Source organism: Rickettsia endosymbiont of Gonocerus acuteangulatus (assembly GCF_964026435.1).
Classification (GTDB): Bacteria; Pseudomonadota; Alphaproteobacteria; order Rickettsiales; family Rickettsiaceae; genus Rickettsia.
On record NZ_OZ032147.1, the window covers coordinates 1,109,723 to 1,126,275 of the forward strand.

The window sequence follows — 16,553 nt, forward strand, 5'->3', positions numbered from 1 at the left end:
TAATTAATATAGCTTTATGCTTTATTAATTTTTAAGTTATTAAAACAAAAAGCTATGTTATTATTTTATCAACAAAATAAAAGGTAAAAGTTATGAGTACTAATATAATAGTTTCTAAACTAGAAGAAGAAACAGAAACAAATTTTATAGAAGAAATAGAAGTAGAAGCAGCCCTCCTACAAAATATGTAAAAAACACATGCTTTATACTTCTCCTTTTATAAGAATAGTTACAATAGCCAAGGGACAAAAATATATGTGTTATTTTGTCCCTTCATATCAACATTATTTTATTGATAAATTTACTGCATCATTATTAATTTTATTAGTTACAAAGACAAGCAAAGATGAATTAGTTAAAATTATTTCCCAAAACTCGGCAAAAAATATTGATGAAATAAATTTAATAATAGATACATTAATACAAAAAAATTTTTTATATTCTTCTCAATTAAGCGATGAAGAAGAAAAATTATTACAAAAAATTAATGATTTAAAATTGATGGGATAGGATAATAGTTTATCATATCATTTCAGCACCCTTGACTATCCTTTTATAGATTATAGTACAATGGAAGGTCATTATCTTGATCAACAAAGAATGCAAAAATATTATCTAAAAGAAAAAGAAATTTCTCGTTATACAAAGAATATCCAAATGAAAATGCAAGGACTAAGTAGAACAAAACCTATAAATTTTCTACCCAAATTTCATTGGGGGTTTTATAACCAAAAATCTTTCTTGGCATGTTATTTAAAATCTCAGCAACATTGTCAAGACCTCTTTGTGTAACGGTAGTAATATCTGTATTTTTAGGTAAAATTCTATGAATCATAGAATTCATTTTTTCCACTAATGCTTTTTGTCTAGGGCGGTATGGATCACAAAAGAAAGTTTGAAACCCAGATAGTCTATAGGCAACATGCCCCACAAACTCTTTGCCATTATCCATAGTAATAGTCTTTCTCACACTATTTGGAAGAGTTTTTATCTTTCTTAAAAAACCATTGGTAACTGTTGTAGCTCTCTTGGAGTTATTCAGCACTAAAATAATCTTTTGACTCTTCAAAACTTACGCTATGTTATAGCAAATATGCTAAAAACTTTTATTACACAGCAATGTTTTATAGTGAAGCACTTCATAATATCCCTTAATTCATGGGCATTATATCAAACATAGCGTAAGTTTTGTCTTTTTATCCACCAGTGCACCAATATTCATACTTTGATTACCTTTATGAAATGTAAGATCTGCCTCAAAATGCCCTACTTCTACCTTTTTCGTAGCTATTGCATCACGCTGATGTATTGAGATCCTTTGTGGTATAATGATCCTTTGACGCCTCTTCCCTCTTTCTTGCCTTTTATATCTTTTAGAAGGTAAATAGCTATATAACTTTAATTTAGCTGCTACTGCAGAAGTGTAAACAAATCTATATATACTTTCTGTACTGATACACAAAGCTGTATTTTTGTCTAGTTTTAACTTTCCGGCTATAGCATCCGGCGACCATTTCTTGCGAATCATAGCATTTTTAATATAATCTAACAACATAGGGTTCTTTTCTATTTTTAATAACTCTTGCTGATACATCCTGTTTTCATATTTTTCCTGAGCAACACAAGGCATATACTTATCTTTTACCTTATTTCTTTTTAGCTCCATACTAATAGCGCTTTTAGACCTCGTAAGATGTTGTGCTATCTTATTAATACTGACTCCTAGGTCATACATTCTTTTTATCTCATATCTCTCTTCTCGAGATAAGTGTCTATATTTTCTGTTCATCATTACCTATTTAAAATCTTATTATTTTAAATAGGTTCTGTTCTACTTACTTATAGTATTTTCACCTTCAGGAGCTTCAAGACATCCTACAGAAGCTTATTTAGCTATTTCTGATGTTAGTGGTATAGAGCCTGGTGTTTACCATTATAATTGTAATGATTATACTTTAAATCATCTGAATATTCCTTACAAGGTTGAAAATGTTAACAACGGAAGTAAAATGATACAGAGCAACAGATAAAAATTGATACAGTATTAAAGTAATATCTTCTGAATAAGGAGGTAATGAATAATGATAATACTGGAGCAAATAATGGAAATAAAAATATTGAATAAACATGGTAAAAGCTTAAGAAGTATAGCAAGAGAAGTAGGTGCATCAGTAAATACAGTACGTAAATATTTAAAATATGATGGTTCCCCTAAATATAAGGATAGGCCAAAGTTGGTAACAAAGCTTGCCCCATATAAAGACTACTTGAGTGACAGAATAAAATCAGCCCATCCTGTATCACTATCTGGTACTGTTTCAAGAGATAAAGGAGTTGGGTTATACAGGCGGGATGACCCAACTCAGGGATTATTTAAGGAGTATAAAGCCTGCAGCTAAACAGGAGGATATGATAAGATTTGAGACTGCTTCTGGCAAACAGATGCAAGTTGACTGGATAGAATTTCGTAAGGGGAAAAGTCCTCTATCAGCTTTTGTGGCTACATTAGGATTTAGTCGAGCAAGCTATGTAGAATTTGTTACTAATGAGAAGCTTGTAACATTAATAGAATGCCATAAGCGGGCATTTGAATATTTTGGCGGAGTGCCAGAAGAAGTACTGTATGACAACATGAAGACAGTAATACTGGATAGGGATACATATGGTCCTGGCATACACCGCTTTAATAAAGGTATGCTGGATTTTGCCAAACATTACAGTTTCCGATTAAAAGTGTGTAGGCCTTATAGAGCAAAAACTAAGGGCAAGGTTGAGCGATTTAACAGATATATAAGAGAAAGCTTTTATAATCCATTAGCAACAAAATTAAAAATTGCAGAGTTAGTGTTGGATGTGGATACTGCAAATTCAGAGGTGCTAAAATGGTTGCGTGATACTGCGAATCGGTGTGTGCATGGAACAACAGGCGAAATACCTGCAGAAAGATTAAAGTTTGAAAGGAGCAATCTTCCGCCACTACCATTGGATTATAGTGGTAGTCATCCTGCAGCACTAGAGATTATGGAAGATAAAAGGGAACGATTTTCTACAGTTTCCTTACAACATTCCCTCTGCATATACCAAAGTATACTGGAGGCATTATGAACCTACAGCACCAACGTATAGAAGAGCTATGCCGCTCTTTAAACCTTATTCAGATAGCTGAAAATTATTTTGATATTGCACAATCTTCTAGTAAAGAAGACTCAAGTTATACGGATTTCCTTGAGTCAATATTAAAAACAGAGCTGTTGGCACGACAGAATAGAAGTAAATCAATACTCACCAGAATGGCAGGTTTTCCTGCTATTAAAACGCTGGATAATTTTGACAAAACTTACGCTATGAGTAAAAAAGTGATAAATTATTGTAAAAATAATTAAACATGTCAAAGAGGATAAAGTTGCAAGCAATACCAATTAATAGGACAGATTATTGTCAATTTTTAATAGTTAGCCAAAAGAATTATAGCAAAACTTACGCTATGTTTGATATAATGCCCATGAATTAAGGGATATTATGAAGTGCTTCACTATAAAACATTGCTGTGTAATAAGAGTTTTTAGCATATTTGCTATAACATAGCGTAAGTTTTGATAGTTTAACCTACTACGCTGAACATGCAAAGAAATGTAGTCATGATGTTATTAATAGATTTTTAAGGAATGAAAAATATACACCTTCTTTGTTATGGGAACACATCAAGGGCTCTGTCCAAATAAGTGTGGGAATTTCTCAAAGGTTATATAAAAATATAATATAACAAAAGGAGAAATTATATGCACCAAAAACAAAATGAAGCAATGAATCAAGCGATAGATTTATTAATAAATAATGATACAGATATATCAACATTACTTAAAGAGGATGGTTTATTAAAGCAATTAACCAAACGGCTTGTAGAGAAGGCATTGCAGTCAGAGATGAATAATCACTTAGGATATGATAAATATTGTCATACTGATAGTGATAATGTTCGTAATGGTAAGAATGTAAAGAATCTAGTAACAAATAATGGAGTTATAGAGATTGAGGTTCCAAGGGATAGAAGTAGTACATTTGAACCTGCATTAATTCCAAAGCGTCAAAGACGTATTGAAGGATTTGATGATAAAATAATATCGTTATACGCTAAAGGAATGAGCTTATCTGATATTAAGATTCAAATGCAAGAATTGTATGGAGCTGACGTTAGCGAAAGTTTGATAAGTCAAATTACTGATGATGTAATTGAGGATGTCAAGATATGGCAAAGCCGACCATTGGATCGAGTATATGCTATAGTATTTTTTGACTGTTTAGTAGTAAAAGTACGTCAAGATAAACGAATTATCAATAAGTCTGTATATGTAGCATTAGGTATTGATTTATCTGGCAGGAAGGATATTTTAGGATTGTGGATCAGTGAAAATGAAGGAGCAAAATTTTGGCTTGGTAATTTTACTGAGATGAAGAACAGAGGTATGCAAGACATGCTTATTGCTTGCAGTGATAATTTAACCGGTATGTCTGAGGCGATAGAGGCAGTTTTTCCGAAAACCGAACATCAATTATGTATTGTACATCAGATTAGAAATAGTTTAAAATATGTATCATATAAAGACCGAAAAGAATTAGCGGCTGATTTAAAGCCTATTTATACTGCTAGCACAGAGGAAGAAGCACATCTTGCTTTAGAATCTTTTGAAGCTAAATGGAGTAAACAGTATCCACAAATTGCTAAATCTTGGTATGTTCATTGGGAAAATTTAATGGTTTTTCTAGGATACCCTGAGGCGATAAGGAAAGTAATATACACAACAAATAGTGTAGAATCTGTCAATAGCCAATTACGTAAGGTTACCAAGAATAAACGGGTTTTTCCAAATGATAATGCCGTTTTTAAGACCTTATATTTGGCAATTGATTATATGACCAAGAAATGGGCTATGCCGATTCCAAACTGGAACGCAGCTATGGCTCACTTTTTGATAAAATTTGAAGGTAGAATTTAAGCCCTATGAAAAATTTACACACTTAATTAGAAAGACTCACATCAAGAATGATGTTATTTTTTCATCTAATGGATATATAGCATAAATCATTAAGATACTGACAATTTAATAGTATTAAAAACAACATCATAAAATGTTTCAAAATCTCCTACAACTTTCCTAATTTCATTTTTTATCTTAAACCAGTAATGCTCTATAGGATTTAAATCAGGAGAGTAAGTTGGTAAATACAATATGGTACAACCAACGGATTCAATTAACTCTTTAACTTTAGAATTTTTATGAAAATTAATGTTATCCATAATAACGGTTTGCCCAGGTTGTAATTCTGTAATTAATACATCCCTAATATAAGTTTTAAAGACCTCTGTATTACAATTACCTTCAAATATTACAGGAGCAATAAGATTACCATTACAAAGACCAGCTATCATACTTATTCTAAATTTATGTTGATACACCTTTTCTCCATAACACCTTTGTCCTATAATGCTCCATCCATACTCTTTGCAAGCATTATCCTCTATTCCAGATTCATCAAGATATACTAATTTGTCTTTTGTGATGGTTTGTATCTTTGCTATAAATTCATTTCTTAATTTAATATCTCTTTTCGGATGAAAATGAGTTTTTTTTATAGCTATAGCCAAGTTTTCTGATTTGTCTTAAAATAGTTACAGATGCAATATTACCCCATTGCTTTGCTAACTACTTTGATGTTTTATTCATATTAGCTTTAAAAAATTCTGAATCTTTTATCTTATGACTATGTCCTTTCTGATAACCAGTTGCTGCTTCTAAAGTACCTTGCTTATCTTTTAATTTTTTCCATTTATATATAGTATCACGACTTACATTAAATAATTTACTTACCTTACTTATTCGTATCCCTGCTTCTACAGCTTTTATAACTCTTAGTCTTAGTTCTATTGCATATGCTCGTGCCATATCTCTTTACATGCTTGTTAATATTTGCTTACTATAACATGATACTCTCGCTCTGTCAGTACCTTAATGACTTATGCTATAGCATAATTCTTACAAGTAATCTTCCATTTGGACAATGGCACAATAGTCTTGCTCAGGATAGTGCTCTTACAGCTGCTATCTTAGATCGTCTGCTTCATCACTCCACTATACTCAATATTAAAGGTGATAGTTTCAGGCTTAAGGATAAAAAGAAAGCTGGTCTTGTGCCAATAGAAATTACTAATAAACAGGAGGATAATTTTATGACTTAAATATCAGATAATTTTTTTATGATACTGTATCAATTTTCAGTCGTTGCATATTAAAAATCTGTATCATTTTTCGACCGCTGTTGACAGCTAGCTCCATGGTGGTTTTATCAAAATTTAATTCTATAAATTTTTTAAATCCCTCTATGTCTCTTATTATTCTACGATGTCCTGTATGATAACCACTTTTTGCTTTGACATCCCCAGTTTGTTTCTTTAATCTCTTTTGGGTATATTCCCCGCCGCTTGCGGCGTAATATGGCGGAATGAGCAAATATATACATAAAAGTCATAATGTTACGGTACTGCTGTATCACATGGTATTTCCAGCAAAATATCGCCGAGCAGTGTTTGACGTATCAGTTGATCAAGTATTACGAGAAATATGTTTAGAGATAGAAAAGAGATATCAAATAAAATTTTTAGAAATAGGGGTTGATGAAGATCATGTCCATTTTTTGGTACAATCTGTACCAACCTATAGCGTAACAAAAATAGTAACAACAATTAAAAGTGTTACAGCTCGTCAAATATTTAGACAGTGTCCACAGGTAAAGAAACAATTATGGGGTGGAGAATTTTGGACTGATGGATATTTTACGAGTACGGTAGGTAAGCATGGAAATGAGAATATGATAGGAAAATACGTAAAAAACCAAGGCAAGGAATATCAGAAACTGCATGAGGATCATCAGCTAGCTTTCTTCTAAAATACCCCGCTGCTTGCGGCGGGGATTACTTTTATTTTTTTCCACTCTATTATAGTCTTCCTACTAATAGAGTATATCTCTGAAGTCTCTTTTATTGTTTTACCATCTGTTAAACTTTTTATTACTCGTATTCTTAAATCGTATGAATATGCCTTTGCCATAAGTTTTTCATTTAGTATAATCCAACTCATACTATAAGTCACTACCTTATCGCATTAAGCTATAAGTATAAATCTGATTATGCTGAAAGTTATTTTGAAAAAGGCATTGTTTTAGTTAATTTAGGTAAACACAAAGAAGCTACAAAGAACTTTAACTTGGCTCTTAAATATAGGCCTAATCTTATAGAGGAATATGAAAAAATAATTAAAGGTTTAAGAAAACTAGGTAATAGTAGTATGGCCGATTATTTGGAAGAAAAATTACAAATACTCAAAAATAATTTATAAACTTGAAGTTATGTAATATGGATCTCATGAGTGTAAACCTAAAACACAAATAATTTATTTATGAGCTACCAAAATCAAAATAATTTTACTCGTGGTTCACAAATTTTTGCTCATCAGATGAGAATGCTTGGGCAAGGCAGTATTAATGCTATAATAGCTGGATTAATATTTTCTGTAATTTAGCTGATATTACGAATATCTCAGCAATTATCTTTAATAAGCCTATATTATTTTATCATAGAGCGATACGTACAATTAAAACTTGCTATAGGAGAATATTTTTATTCTATAGATCAAATAGGTATTAAATTCTATTATTTAGAGCAAAAAGCTTGGGTTTACCGTAATGCTGAAGAATTTGTGCATAAATTTTGGCATGTTACACCACATTCGCAAAATATCAATCAATTTAGGCAATTTTTATTGCATTCAGCTTGGCAAGAAGAAGGTATTGAAAATACTATAAGTAAGTAGAACAGAACCTATTTAAAATAATAAGATTTTAAATAGGTAATGATGAACAGAAAATATAGACACTTATCTCGAGAAGAGAGATATGAGATAAAAAGAATGTATGACCTAGGAGTCAGTATTAATAAGATAGCACAACATCTTACGAGGTCTAAAAGCACTATTAGTATGGAGCTAAAAAGAAATAAGGTAAAAGATAAGTATATGCCTTGTATTGCTCAGGAAAAATATGAAAACAGGATGTATCAGCAAGAGTTATTAAAAATAGAAAAGAACCCTATGTTGTTAGATTATATTAAAAATGCTATGATTCGCAAGAAATGGTCGCCGGATGCTATAGCCGGAAAGTTAAAACTAGACAAAAATACAGCTTTGTGTATCAGTACAGAAAGTATATATAGATTTGTTTACACTTCTGCAGTAGCAGCTAAATTAAAGTTATATAGCTATTTACCTTCTAAAAGATATAAAAGGCAAAAAAGAGGGAAGAGGCGTCAAAGGATCATTATACCACAAAGGATCTCAATACATCAGCGTGATGCAATAGCTACGAAAAAGGTAGAAGTAGGGCATTTTGAGGCAGATCTTACATTTCATAAAGGTAATCAAAGTATGAATATTGGTGCACTGGTGGATAAAAAGAGTCAAAAGATTATTTTAGTGCTGAATAACTCCAAGAGAGCTACAACAGTTACCAATGGTTTTTTAAGAAAGATAAAAACTCTTCCAAATAGTGTGAGAAAGACTATTACTATGGATAATGGCAAAGAGTTTGTGGGGCATGTTGCCTATAGACTATCTGGGTTTCAAACTTTCTTTTGTGATCCATACCGCCCTAGACAAAAAGCATTAGTGGAAAAAATGAATTCTATGATTCATAGAATTTTACCTAAAAATACAGATATTACTACCGTTACACAAAGAGCTCTTGACAATGTTGCTGAGATTTTAAATAACATGCCAAGAAAGATTTTTGGTTATAAAACCCCCAATGAAATTTGGGCAGAAAATTTATAGGTTTTGTTCTACTTAGTCCTTGAATTTTCATATTATTACTTTTACTATTGGTCTGTTTACTGCTATCATCTTTTTTATGTATCGAGGTAAAAAAGCTGTTATTCAAGATAAGATCCGGGGAGCAGATTTTGTCGAAGCAGGTATTTTAGCAAAAATGCTTTATAAAAACAACCAAGCTGCTAATATTTGCTTTTCTGGATTGCCATTAGTTAAAAATAGTGAGAGAAGGCATATTCTTATTACCGGTACTACAGGTAGCGGTAAAACTAATATGTTAAATGAGCTATTACCTCAGATTAGAAAAGAACGAGGTAGAGCAATCATTGTTGATTTAACAGGTAGCTTTACTGATAGATTTTTTGATCCAAAATGTGATAAGATACTTAATCCTTTGCAAGAGAATAGTTCAGCATGGCTACCGTGGAATGATTGTCATGAAGTTTGGGATTATAATGATATAGCCAGTAGTTTTAGTAATTATAATCCAAAATTAGATGATTTTTTTGCTAAAACTGCTGAGTTAGTGTTAGCTGAAGGATTAAGATTATATCAGGATAGCAAAGACATCAAAAAGCTTGTAAATACTATTCTTTATGCAAATAATAAAGAATTTGTTAGGATCTTTAAAAACAGTGCAGTAGCCGGTATCATTAGCAGTAGTGCACCTGAGACATCTTCAGGTATTCAAGCAACTATTAGTAAAATATTGAAGTGTTGCAACATTTAAAGCCTGATGGTAGTTTTAGTATTAGAAAGTGGTTTACTGTGGACAAAGGTTGGTTATTTATAACTAGTACTCCTAATCAAAGAGTAATGCTTCGACCACTTATTGCTGCCTGGATTAGCATAGCGATAAAAGCATTAATGAATAGGAACATCAATAATACTCATAGTAATATGTGGTTTGTGATTGATGAGCTGCCAGCTTTACAAAAGATATCTTCACTCCCTATAGCTTTAGCTGAAAGCAGAAAATATGGTGGCTGCGTTGTTGCAGGCATGCAGAATATCCATCAATTAGAGGAAATATATGGTCATGCAGGAGCAGCTTCAATACTTGAATAAAAGTAATCCCCGCCGCAAGCAGCGGGGTATTTTAGAAGAAAGCTAGCTGATGATCCTCATGCAGTTTCTGATATTCCTTGCCTTGGTTTTTTACGTATTTTCCTATCATATTCTCATTTCCATGCTTACCTACCGTACTCGTAAAATATCCATCAGTCCAAAATTCTCCACCCCATAATTGTTTCTTTACCTGTGGACACTGTCTAAATATTTGACGAGCTGTAACACTTTTAATTGTTGTTACTATTTTTGTTACGCTATAGGTTGGTACAGATTGTACCAAAAAATGGACATGATCTTCATCAACCCCTATTTCTAAAAATTTTATTTGATATCTCTTTTCTATCTCTAAACATATTTCTCGTAATACTTGATCAACTGATACGTCAAACACTGCTCGGCGATATTTTGCTGGAAATACCATGTGATACAGCAGTACCGTAACATTATGACTTTTATGTATATATTTGCTCATTCCGCCATATTACGCCGCAAGCGGCGGGGAATATACCCAAAAGAGATTTAAATCTAAAAATATCAAACCATTTTAATGGCATTTTTAAAAGATTTCAATTATTTGAGTGGGGGGATTACCTTATAAAGAAAAATCCTATTATAATGCCCCTTTAAATCGCTAATTTAGTATTACAAGTTTTAGAGGTAAGCTGCGTATAAAAAACTTTTTTGTTATTTCAGAATTTTTATAAATGATTTTTCAAACAACAAAGTAAATTTTACAAGAAATATGTTTATTCTAAAGAACTAATAAAAGCTTCATCAAGACCGGTTACACTAGAGATTAAAGCAATATTGCAACCCTGAGATAGCATTCTTTTTGCTATCTCAACTCTTTCTTCAGCTTTTCCTCTAGCTTCACCTCTAGCTTCACCTCTAGCTTCACCAATTTGGATACCTTTAGCTTCACCAACTTGTAAACCTTCAAAAATACCTAATTCTTTTCCTTCTTGTTGCCAATGCTGTGCTAAACTTCTCATAAGCCTTGTTCCTATTTCCGGATTCAACTTTGTTGATAATAAATTCTCTAGTTTTATTTTATCATCTTGCTCTATCTTCGTCAATGTATAATATAATATCATTTCTAGATAATCATAGCCTATCGTTATTTTTGTTAATTCCGGTAATATATCTGATATTTCTTGCCATCTCTTTAATAATTCCCGCTCATGTATATGCTTGAGAAAAAATTCTAATATCCCCGACCATATTCTTTGTTTAAACTCCTCATCAGGAATCTCATGGACATTCACTAACTGGTAATCATTAATCCATAATTCTCTTGCTAATTTGTTATTGGCAAATAAATCCCACAAATTCCTTGCAACATTATATTTCTCCTGACCATTATAAAATATCATCGGGTATATTAATGGCAAAGTCTTAGCTTTAGGATTTTGTATTAAATGTCGCTCACAAATATTAATCATATATTTAAATAGCCTAAAAGCCATGAAATGATCTGCTTTTGATTGATGCTCGACAAGTAAAAATAAGTAGCCATCTTGTTTATCAAATTTGCATGAGAATAAAACATCAGAGATAGAATCTTTTAAAGAGTTTTCTACAAATGTGGTGTTTTCCATTGCTAAACTAGGAAAATCTATTAAACTTTTAATATTTGGGGGCAAATGTGCATTAAAGAACTCATGGGCAACTAGAGGATTCTCCAGTGCCTTACGAAATATCTTATCATGCTTAGCTTTCTTCTTATCCTTATCTGGATCACCCAGCAGGTTTCCTTGTTCACTCATATATTTACATTTTTTAAACTTGATAAATATTATTACACTACACTCTAAACTCTTATTCCTTGATTTAGTTTGATCTCAGATACTTGCTTTACTGCACTTCTTATTTCTTTAGCTATTTCTGAGCTTGGACTTACATATTGCATTACTTGTTTATCTTTTCCTATGGCATTTAAGTAATCTTCAAGGATAAGATGAGATGGCTTTTGCCTTGAAAATCATATATTACTATATCAGAAAATTTTTTATCACCAAGATTATAATTAGGATCAAATTTATTCTTCATAATTTGTAAATTTTTCTGTATCTTCTGCTCTATTGCTGCTATGCAAATCTTGTTACTGTAGAGCATACAAGAATCTATACCTTTTGCTCTGTAGATTTGTAAAGCAGTATCAATATTTTCTGCTGTGCCAAACTTTGCTAGAGCTTTTATTTGCTGTTGCTGCAAATTATTTAGTTCGTTATTATCGTTATTTGCAAATTTTGAACATAGTAATTTTATAGATTTAATGTGTGATTTTCTATTATCATTTATTTTCAATGATGATTTAAGTTCAGCTACATTACTAGCTGCTGTTAATTTTGCTATTTCAGGCTCTATAAGCTTGTTTATAGATTCTGCTCCTTGGGATTTTAACATATCATTAAAATCACCTTTTTCTGGTGGTTGTATTATTATTACCGTCGCTCCTTGTCTAATTAATTCTTCCTGAGCCTTAATTATGGTACGCACTGATACTGCGTCTTTGCCATCATTATCAGCAGCAATTATTATTCTTTCTCCTTTGATAGGCTCATAGTTCCTAATGTTACTTACACCTAAACTACAAAGAATTTTGCCTTTAATACCAGCTTCCGCAATGCTTAAAGCCGTCTCTACTCCTTCTGCTATAATCGTTATATTACTAACTGAATTATTGTCATCTTTACTGATTTGTACGTTCTGCTGTTCATTATTTTTACTAATCTCAACAAAAGAACCTCTGATTCTGCCAAAAGAACGTTTATTAACCTCAATATCAGCTTTATTATTTGTGTCTTTGTTTAAATAAATTGATTGTCCACCGGTAATATTACCATCTTTATTTCTAGCAAAAGCAATTAATGCAGGATAATATTGTTTGCTATTACTGTCCCACATCATATTGGTTTTAAGATCATTATTTAGTTGATATCCTGTTAATATTTTTTTAATTCCACGATGTTCTGATAAATATCTTTTTGCTATATTATTTGGCGTCATATAGATTATAGAATCTGATTTTTCATATAATTCTTCAGCTCTCTTTATCTTAGATATTTCGCTTGTTGATCTTGATTCTTAACTTTTTGGTCAAATTGCTCTTTTATCTTATCTTCTAATAACTTGCTATTGTTTGATATACCAACCATATCTTGTAAATATTTCTTAGCTTCTACAAAATCACAATTTTTTTCTCTTTGTACTAAGGTAAATAAATCTCCTCCCTCTCCTTTACTAAAATCATACCATCTGCCAGCTTTACTGCCACCTATCCTCATCACTATTTTGCCATCTTTCTCCCAGCGTAACACTTGACTATTTGATAAATGCTTGTTTGGACTGCCTAGCAAATTTCTACCTATTTCTTCCGCTTTAAATCTCTTTTGGGTATATTCCCCGCCGCTTGCGGCGTAATATGGCGGAATGAGCAAATATATACATAAAAGTCATAATGTTACGGTACTGCTGTATCACATGGTATTTCCAGCAAAATATCGCCGAGCAGTGTTTGACGTATCAGTTGATCAAGTATTACGAGAAATATGTTTAGAGATAGAAAAGAGATATCAAATAAAATTTTTAGAAATAGGGGTTGATGAAGATCATGTCCATTTTTTGGTACAATCTGTACCAACCTATAGCGTAACAAAAATAGTAACAACAATTAAAAGTGTTACAGCTCGTCAAATATTTAGACAGTGTCCACAGGTAAAGAAACAATTATGGGGTGGAGAATTTTGGACTGATGGATATTTTACGAGTACGGTAGGTAAGCATGGAAATGAGAATATGATAGGAAAATACGTAAAAAACCAAGGCAAGGAATATCAGAAACTGCATGAGGATCATCAGCTAGCTTTCTTCTAAAATACCCCGCTGCTTGCGGCGGGGATTACTTTTATTCTTGGCCATAATATCCTCTTGTAACTTAACACTTATTGTTGTATCTTGTTTATTACAATTCGTAAGGTTATAAGAAGAGCTTTTTGGCTCTTCTTGGGCTTTATGGCTTGTGGCAAGATTTGTGCTAGTGTTTCTTAGGATTTCTGCTACTTTAGCAGGTGGTCTTGAGCTTATTCTTAAGTGGTAATAATTATCATTACTGTGTAATCTATCCTTAATATCTTCTACTACCCCTTTAAACCAATTACCTACTTTATCTATAATATTAGGACTCTTATTTTTTTGACCTTGAATCGCTACCAATTCTTCTAAAGTTTTAAAATTAATGCTAGATAGCCTATTATCTATTTTGCTAAGTTGCGATATTAAACTGGCCATATTCCTGATAGCCTTCCTATTATAGTAAAGTTTTACCTCTTCTATATGTCTAGTCATGGCTACATAAGAATTTCTACTATTTCCTGCTAGATTATGTAATACATAGACATCTTTAATTGAGGCCGATTGTGCTTTATACACTGTAGAAGCATAGCCATGTTTAAAGCTTACATCTTGAGGATTAAATTCTATTTCTTTCCCGCTATCTGTTTTAGCAACAAACTTATCGTTGCTTATTGAAGTAATTGTTGCAAATTCCCCATTTTCTATTTGTAAATCTTTATTAGTACTTTTAAACAAAATACGATCTCCTGCCATATAATCTTCATACTGCTGAGATGGTAGATAGCGTCTATATTCTTTACCGGTAAGCAAGCCTTTAGCTTTTAGTAACTCCCTGACCCTTGATTAATACTATCTACTTCAGCATTACGCATGGTAATTATTAAACGCTCATTTAGAGCAAATTTGCTATTGCTCCAATCATTAATTAATCTTGCCATTGATTCTTCTAGCGTATGATCAATCTTTAAACCATTATGCTGTTCTAATAACTGCAGGCCACCGGCAATATCTAATTTTGCAAAACGCATGGCCATTTCTTTTGAAAATACTATAAGTAAGTAGAACAAAACTTACGCTATGTTATAGCAAATATGCTAAAAACCCTTACTACAAAGCTATGTTTTTACAGTGCATCACTTTATAATATCCTTTAATTTATAGGAATTATATCAAACATAGCGTAAGTTTTGTTAAAATAATAAGATTTTAAATAGGTAATGATGAACAGAAAATATAGACACTTATCTCGCGAAGAGAGATATGAAATAAAAAGAATGTATGACCTAGGAGTCAGTATTAACAAGATAGCACAACATCTTACGAGGTCTAAAAGCACTATTAGTATGGAGCTAAAAAGAAATAAAGTAAAAGGTAAGTATATGCCTTGTGTTGCTCAGGAACAATATAAAAAAAGGATGCATCAGCAAGAGTTATTAAAAATAGAGAAGTTACCTATTTTGTTAAATTATATCAAAAATGCTATGATTCACAAGAAATGGTCACCGGATGCTATAGCCGGAAAGTTAAAACTGGACAAAAATACAGCTTGTTGTATCAGTACAGATAAGTATACAAAACTTACGCTATGTTTGATATAATGCCCATGAATTAAGGGATATTATGAAGTGCTTCACTATAAAACATTGCTGTGTAATAAGAGTTTTTAGCATATTTGCTATAACATAGCGTAAGTTTTGGCTATTTACCGTCTAAAAGATATAAAAGGCAAGAAAGGGGGACAAGGCATCAAAGGATCATTATACCACAAAGGATCTCAATACATCAGCGTGATGCAATAGCAATGCAAAAGCTAGAAGTAGGGCATTTTGAGGCAGATCTTACATTTCATAAAGGTAATCAAAGTATGAATATCGGTGTGCTGGTGGATAAAAAGAGTCAAAAGATTATTTTAGTGCTGAATAACTCCAAGAGAGCTAAAACAGTTACCACTGGGTTTTTAAAAAAGATCAAAACGCTGCCAAGTAGTGTTAGAAAGACTATTACTATGGATAATGGCAAAGAGTTTGTAGGGCATCTTGCTTATAGACTATCTGGGTTTCAAACTTTCTTTTGTGATCCATACCGCCCTAGACAAAAAGCACTAGTGGAGAAAATGAATTCTATGATTCATAGAATTTTACCTAAAAATACAGATATTACAACCGTTACACAAAGAGGTCTTGACAATATTGCTGAGATTTTATGAAAATTCAAGGACTAAGTAGAACAAAACCTATAAATTTTCTGCCCAAATTTCATTGGGGGTTTTATAACCAAAAAGCTTTCTTGGCATGTTATTTAAAATCTCAGCAACATTGTCAAGACCTCTTTGTGTAACGGTAGTAATATCTGTATTTTTAGGTAAAATTCTATGAATCATAGAATTCATTTTCTCCACTAGTGCTTTTTGTCTAGGGCGGTATGGATCACAAAAGAAAGTTTGAAACCCAGATAGTCTATAAGCAAGATGCCCTACAAACTCTTTGCCATTATCCATAGTAATAGTCTTTCTAACACTACTTGGCAGCGTTTTGATCTTTTTTAAAAACCCAGTGGTAACTGTTTTAGCTCTCTTGGAGTTATTCAGCACTAAAATAATCTTTTGACTCTTTTTATCCACCAGTGCACCAATATTCATACTTTGATTACCTTTATGAAATGTAAGATCTGCCTCAAAATTCCCTATTTCTACCTTTTTCGTAGCTATTGCATCACGCTGATGTATTGAGATCCTTTGTGGTATAATGATCC

14 protein-coding genes and 8 pseudogenes are annotated in these 16,553 nt (G+C 32.1%); 13 read left to right on the top strand and 9 right to left on the bottom strand.

What is annotated here, in order from left to right; all coding sequences use genetic code 11:
• Window positions 1-198: 198 nt before the first annotated feature.
• On the top strand, window positions 199-510 hold the full coding sequence (locus tag AAGD55_RS06765; protein ID WP_341790914.1) for a hypothetical protein: 312 nt from the start codon (window positions 199-201) through the stop codon (window positions 508-510).
• 178 nt (window positions 511-688) lie between these two features.
• On the opposite strand, the pseudogene AAGD55_RS12400 reads toward AAGD55_RS06765, so the two are convergent.
• A pseudogene (locus tag AAGD55_RS12400) lies at window positions 689-1,792 on the bottom strand (IS30 family transposase).
• A 310-nt stretch (window positions 1,793-2,102) separates the two neighbouring features.
• Here AAGD55_RS12400 and istA point away from each other — a divergent pair.
• The 4 genes and pseudogenes from istA (at window position 2,103) to AAGD55_RS06795 (ending at window position 4,994) form a co-directional block, all read left to right on the top strand.
• Window positions 2,103-3,105, top strand: a pseudogene (istA, locus tag AAGD55_RS06780) (IS21 family transposase).
• Window positions 3,102-3,383, top strand: a complete 282-nt coding sequence (locus AAGD55_RS06785; RefSeq protein ID WP_341790917.1) for an ATP-binding protein — start codon at window positions 3,102-3,104, stop codon at window positions 3,381-3,383. The pseudogene istA and the gene AAGD55_RS06785 overlap by 4 nt, the downstream one beginning before the upstream one ends.
• 2 nt (window positions 3,384-3,385) lie before the next feature.
• Window positions 3,386-3,511, top strand: a complete 126-nt coding sequence (locus AAGD55_RS06790; RefSeq protein ID WP_341790918.1) for a hypothetical protein — start codon at window positions 3,386-3,388, stop codon at window positions 3,509-3,511.
• Window positions 3,512-3,779: 268 nt separating this feature from the next.
• Window positions 3,780-4,994, top strand: a complete 1,215-nt coding sequence (locus AAGD55_RS06795; RefSeq protein WP_341790919.1) for an IS256 family transposase — start codon at window positions 3,780-3,782, stop codon at window positions 4,992-4,994.
• A gap of 89 nt (window positions 4,995-5,083) precedes the next feature.
• Here AAGD55_RS06795 and AAGD55_RS06800 read toward each other — a convergent pair.
• A pseudogene (locus AAGD55_RS06800) lies at window positions 5,084-5,942 on the bottom strand (IS630 family transposase).
• 80 nt (window positions 5,943-6,022) lie between these two features.
• Here AAGD55_RS06800 and AAGD55_RS06805 point away from each other — a divergent pair.
• A pseudogene (locus AAGD55_RS06805) lies at window positions 6,023-6,235 on the top strand (ATP-binding protein); the annotation flags it as partial.
• Window positions 6,236-6,251: 16 nt separating this feature from the next.
• Here AAGD55_RS06805 and AAGD55_RS06810 read toward each other — a convergent pair.
• On the bottom strand, window positions 6,252-6,506 hold the full coding sequence (locus AAGD55_RS06810; protein ID WP_341790920.1) for a hypothetical protein: 255 nt from the start codon (window positions 6,504-6,506) through the stop codon (window positions 6,252-6,254).
• Here AAGD55_RS06810 and tnpA (AAGD55_RS06815) point away from each other — a divergent pair.
• A complete protein-coding gene (gene tnpA / locus AAGD55_RS06815; protein ID WP_341790826.1) occupies window positions 6,499-6,942 on the top strand; it encodes an IS200/IS605 family transposase in 444 nt (147 codons plus the stop codon). The genes AAGD55_RS06810 and tnpA (AAGD55_RS06815) overlap by 8 nt on opposite strands.
• On the opposite strand, the gene AAGD55_RS06820 is transcribed toward tnpA (AAGD55_RS06815), so the two are convergent.
• Window positions 6,939-7,133 (bottom strand): IS630 transposase-related protein, encoded by a 195-nt coding sequence (locus AAGD55_RS06820; RefSeq protein WP_341790921.1) that lies wholly within the window; start codon window positions 7,131-7,133, stop codon window positions 6,939-6,941. The two genes, tnpA (AAGD55_RS06815) and AAGD55_RS06820, sit on opposite strands and share 4 nt — an antisense overlap.
• A gap of 318 nt (window positions 7,134-7,451) precedes the next feature.
• Here AAGD55_RS06820 and AAGD55_RS06825 point away from each other — a divergent pair.
• The 3 genes and pseudogenes from AAGD55_RS06825 to AAGD55_RS06835 all read left to right on the top strand — a co-directional run.
• Window positions 7,452-7,835: pseudogene (locus AAGD55_RS06825) on the top strand (TraD N-terminal domain-containing protein); the annotation flags it as partial.
• 69 nt (window positions 7,836-7,904) lie between these two features.
• Window positions 7,905-8,879: an IS30 family transposase gene (locus AAGD55_RS06830; protein ID WP_341790922.1), complete on the top strand. Its 975-nt coding sequence runs from the start codon at window positions 7,905-7,907 to the stop codon at window positions 8,877-8,879.
• A 31-nt stretch (window positions 8,880-8,910) separates the two neighbouring features.
• Window positions 8,911-9,941: pseudogene (locus AAGD55_RS06835) on the top strand (type IV secretion system DNA-binding domain-containing protein); the annotation flags it as partial.
• 34 nt (window positions 9,942-9,975) lie between these two features.
• On the opposite strand, the gene tnpA (AAGD55_RS06840) reads toward AAGD55_RS06835, so the two are convergent.
• The 3 genes and pseudogenes from tnpA (AAGD55_RS06840) to AAGD55_RS06850 form a co-directional block, all read right to left on the bottom strand.
• The gene (tnpA, locus tag AAGD55_RS06840) at window positions 9,976-10,419 is read right to left on the bottom strand and encodes an IS200/IS605 family transposase (RefSeq protein WP_341790826.1); all 444 of its coding nucleotides are present in this window, start codon (window positions 10,417-10,419) and stop codon (window positions 9,976-9,978) included.
• 274 nt (window positions 10,420-10,693) lie between these two features.
• Window positions 10,694-11,713 (bottom strand): Rpn family recombination-promoting nuclease/putative transposase, encoded by a 1,020-nt coding sequence (locus AAGD55_RS06845; RefSeq protein WP_341790923.1) that lies wholly within the window; start codon window positions 11,711-11,713, stop codon window positions 10,694-10,696.
• Window positions 11,714-11,757: 44 nt separating this feature from the next.
• Window positions 11,758-13,333 (bottom strand): annotated as a pseudogene (locus AAGD55_RS06850) (toprim domain-containing protein); the annotation flags it as partial.
• Window positions 13,334-13,379: 46 nt separating this feature from the next.
• On the opposite strand from AAGD55_RS06850, the gene tnpA (AAGD55_RS06855) reads away from it, so the two are divergent.
• On the top strand, window positions 13,380-13,823 hold the full coding sequence (gene tnpA, locus AAGD55_RS06855; protein ID WP_341790826.1) for an IS200/IS605 family transposase: 444 nt from the start codon (window positions 13,380-13,382) through the stop codon (window positions 13,821-13,823).
• A gap of 24 nt (window positions 13,824-13,847) precedes the next feature.
• Here the strand turns inward: tnpA (AAGD55_RS06855) and AAGD55_RS06860 are convergent.
• Window positions 13,848-14,740, bottom strand: a pseudogene (locus tag AAGD55_RS06860) (conjugal transfer protein TraA); the annotation flags it as partial.
• 279 nt (window positions 14,741-15,019) lie between these two features.
• Between AAGD55_RS06860 and AAGD55_RS06865 the strand changes: the two are divergent.
• Both AAGD55_RS06865 and AAGD55_RS06870 read left to right on the top strand, forming a co-directional pair.
• Complete coding sequence (locus AAGD55_RS06865) at window positions 15,020-15,400, top strand: helix-turn-helix domain-containing protein (protein WP_341790924.1); 381 nt, start codon at window positions 15,020-15,022, stop codon at window positions 15,398-15,400.
• 161 nt (window positions 15,401-15,561) lie between these two features.
• Window positions 15,562-16,008: an IS30 family transposase gene (locus tag AAGD55_RS06870; RefSeq protein ID WP_341792542.1), complete on the top strand. Its 447-nt coding sequence runs from the start codon at window positions 15,562-15,564 to the stop codon at window positions 16,006-16,008.
• 27 nt (window positions 16,009-16,035) lie between these two features.
• Here the strand turns inward: AAGD55_RS06870 and AAGD55_RS06875 are convergent, their stop codons facing one another.
• Window positions 16,036-16,551, bottom strand: coding sequence for an IS30 family transposase (locus AAGD55_RS06875; protein WP_341792543.1), 516 nt, complete (start codon window positions 16,549-16,551; stop codon window positions 16,036-16,038).
• Window positions 16,552-16,553: the final 2 nt, after the last annotated feature.

Excerpts from the sequence above, each read along its gene's own strand:
- AAGD55_RS06830 (WP_341790922.1), top strand. The coding sequence starts at position 7,905 with ATGATGAACAGAAAATATAGACACTTATCTCGAGAAGAGAGATATGAG.
- AAGD55_RS06820 (WP_341790921.1), bottom strand. The coding sequence starts at position 7,133 with ATGAGTTGGATTATACTAAATGAAAAACTTATGGCAAAGGCATATTCA.
- AAGD55_RS06865 (WP_341790924.1), top strand. The coding sequence starts at position 15,020 with ATGATGAACAGAAAATATAGACACTTATCTCGCGAAGAGAGATATGAA.
- tnpA (WP_341790826.1), top strand. The coding sequence starts at position 13,380 with ATGAGCAAATATATACATAAAAGTCATAATGTTACGGTACTGCTGTAT.
- tnpA (WP_341790826.1), bottom strand. The coding sequence starts at position 10,419 with ATGAGCAAATATATACATAAAAGTCATAATGTTACGGTACTGCTGTAT.
- AAGD55_RS06765 (WP_341790914.1), top strand. The coding sequence starts at position 199 with ATGCTTTATACTTCTCCTTTTATAAGAATAGTTACAATAGCCAAGGGA.
- AAGD55_RS06795 (WP_341790919.1), top strand. The coding sequence starts at position 3,780 with ATGCACCAAAAACAAAATGAAGCAATGAATCAAGCGATAGATTTATTA.
- AAGD55_RS06845 (WP_341790923.1), bottom strand. The coding sequence starts at position 11,713 with ATGAGTGAACAAGGAAACCTGCTGGGTGATCCAGATAAGGATAAGAAG.
- tnpA (WP_341790826.1), top strand. The coding sequence starts at position 6,499 with ATGAGCAAATATATACATAAAAGTCATAATGTTACGGTACTGCTGTAT.
- AAGD55_RS06790 (WP_341790918.1), top strand. The coding sequence starts at position 3,386 with ATGTCAAAGAGGATAAAGTTGCAAGCAATACCAATTAATAGGACAGAT.
- AAGD55_RS06785 (WP_341790917.1), top strand. The coding sequence starts at position 3,102 with ATGAACCTACAGCACCAACGTATAGAAGAGCTATGCCGCTCTTTAAAC.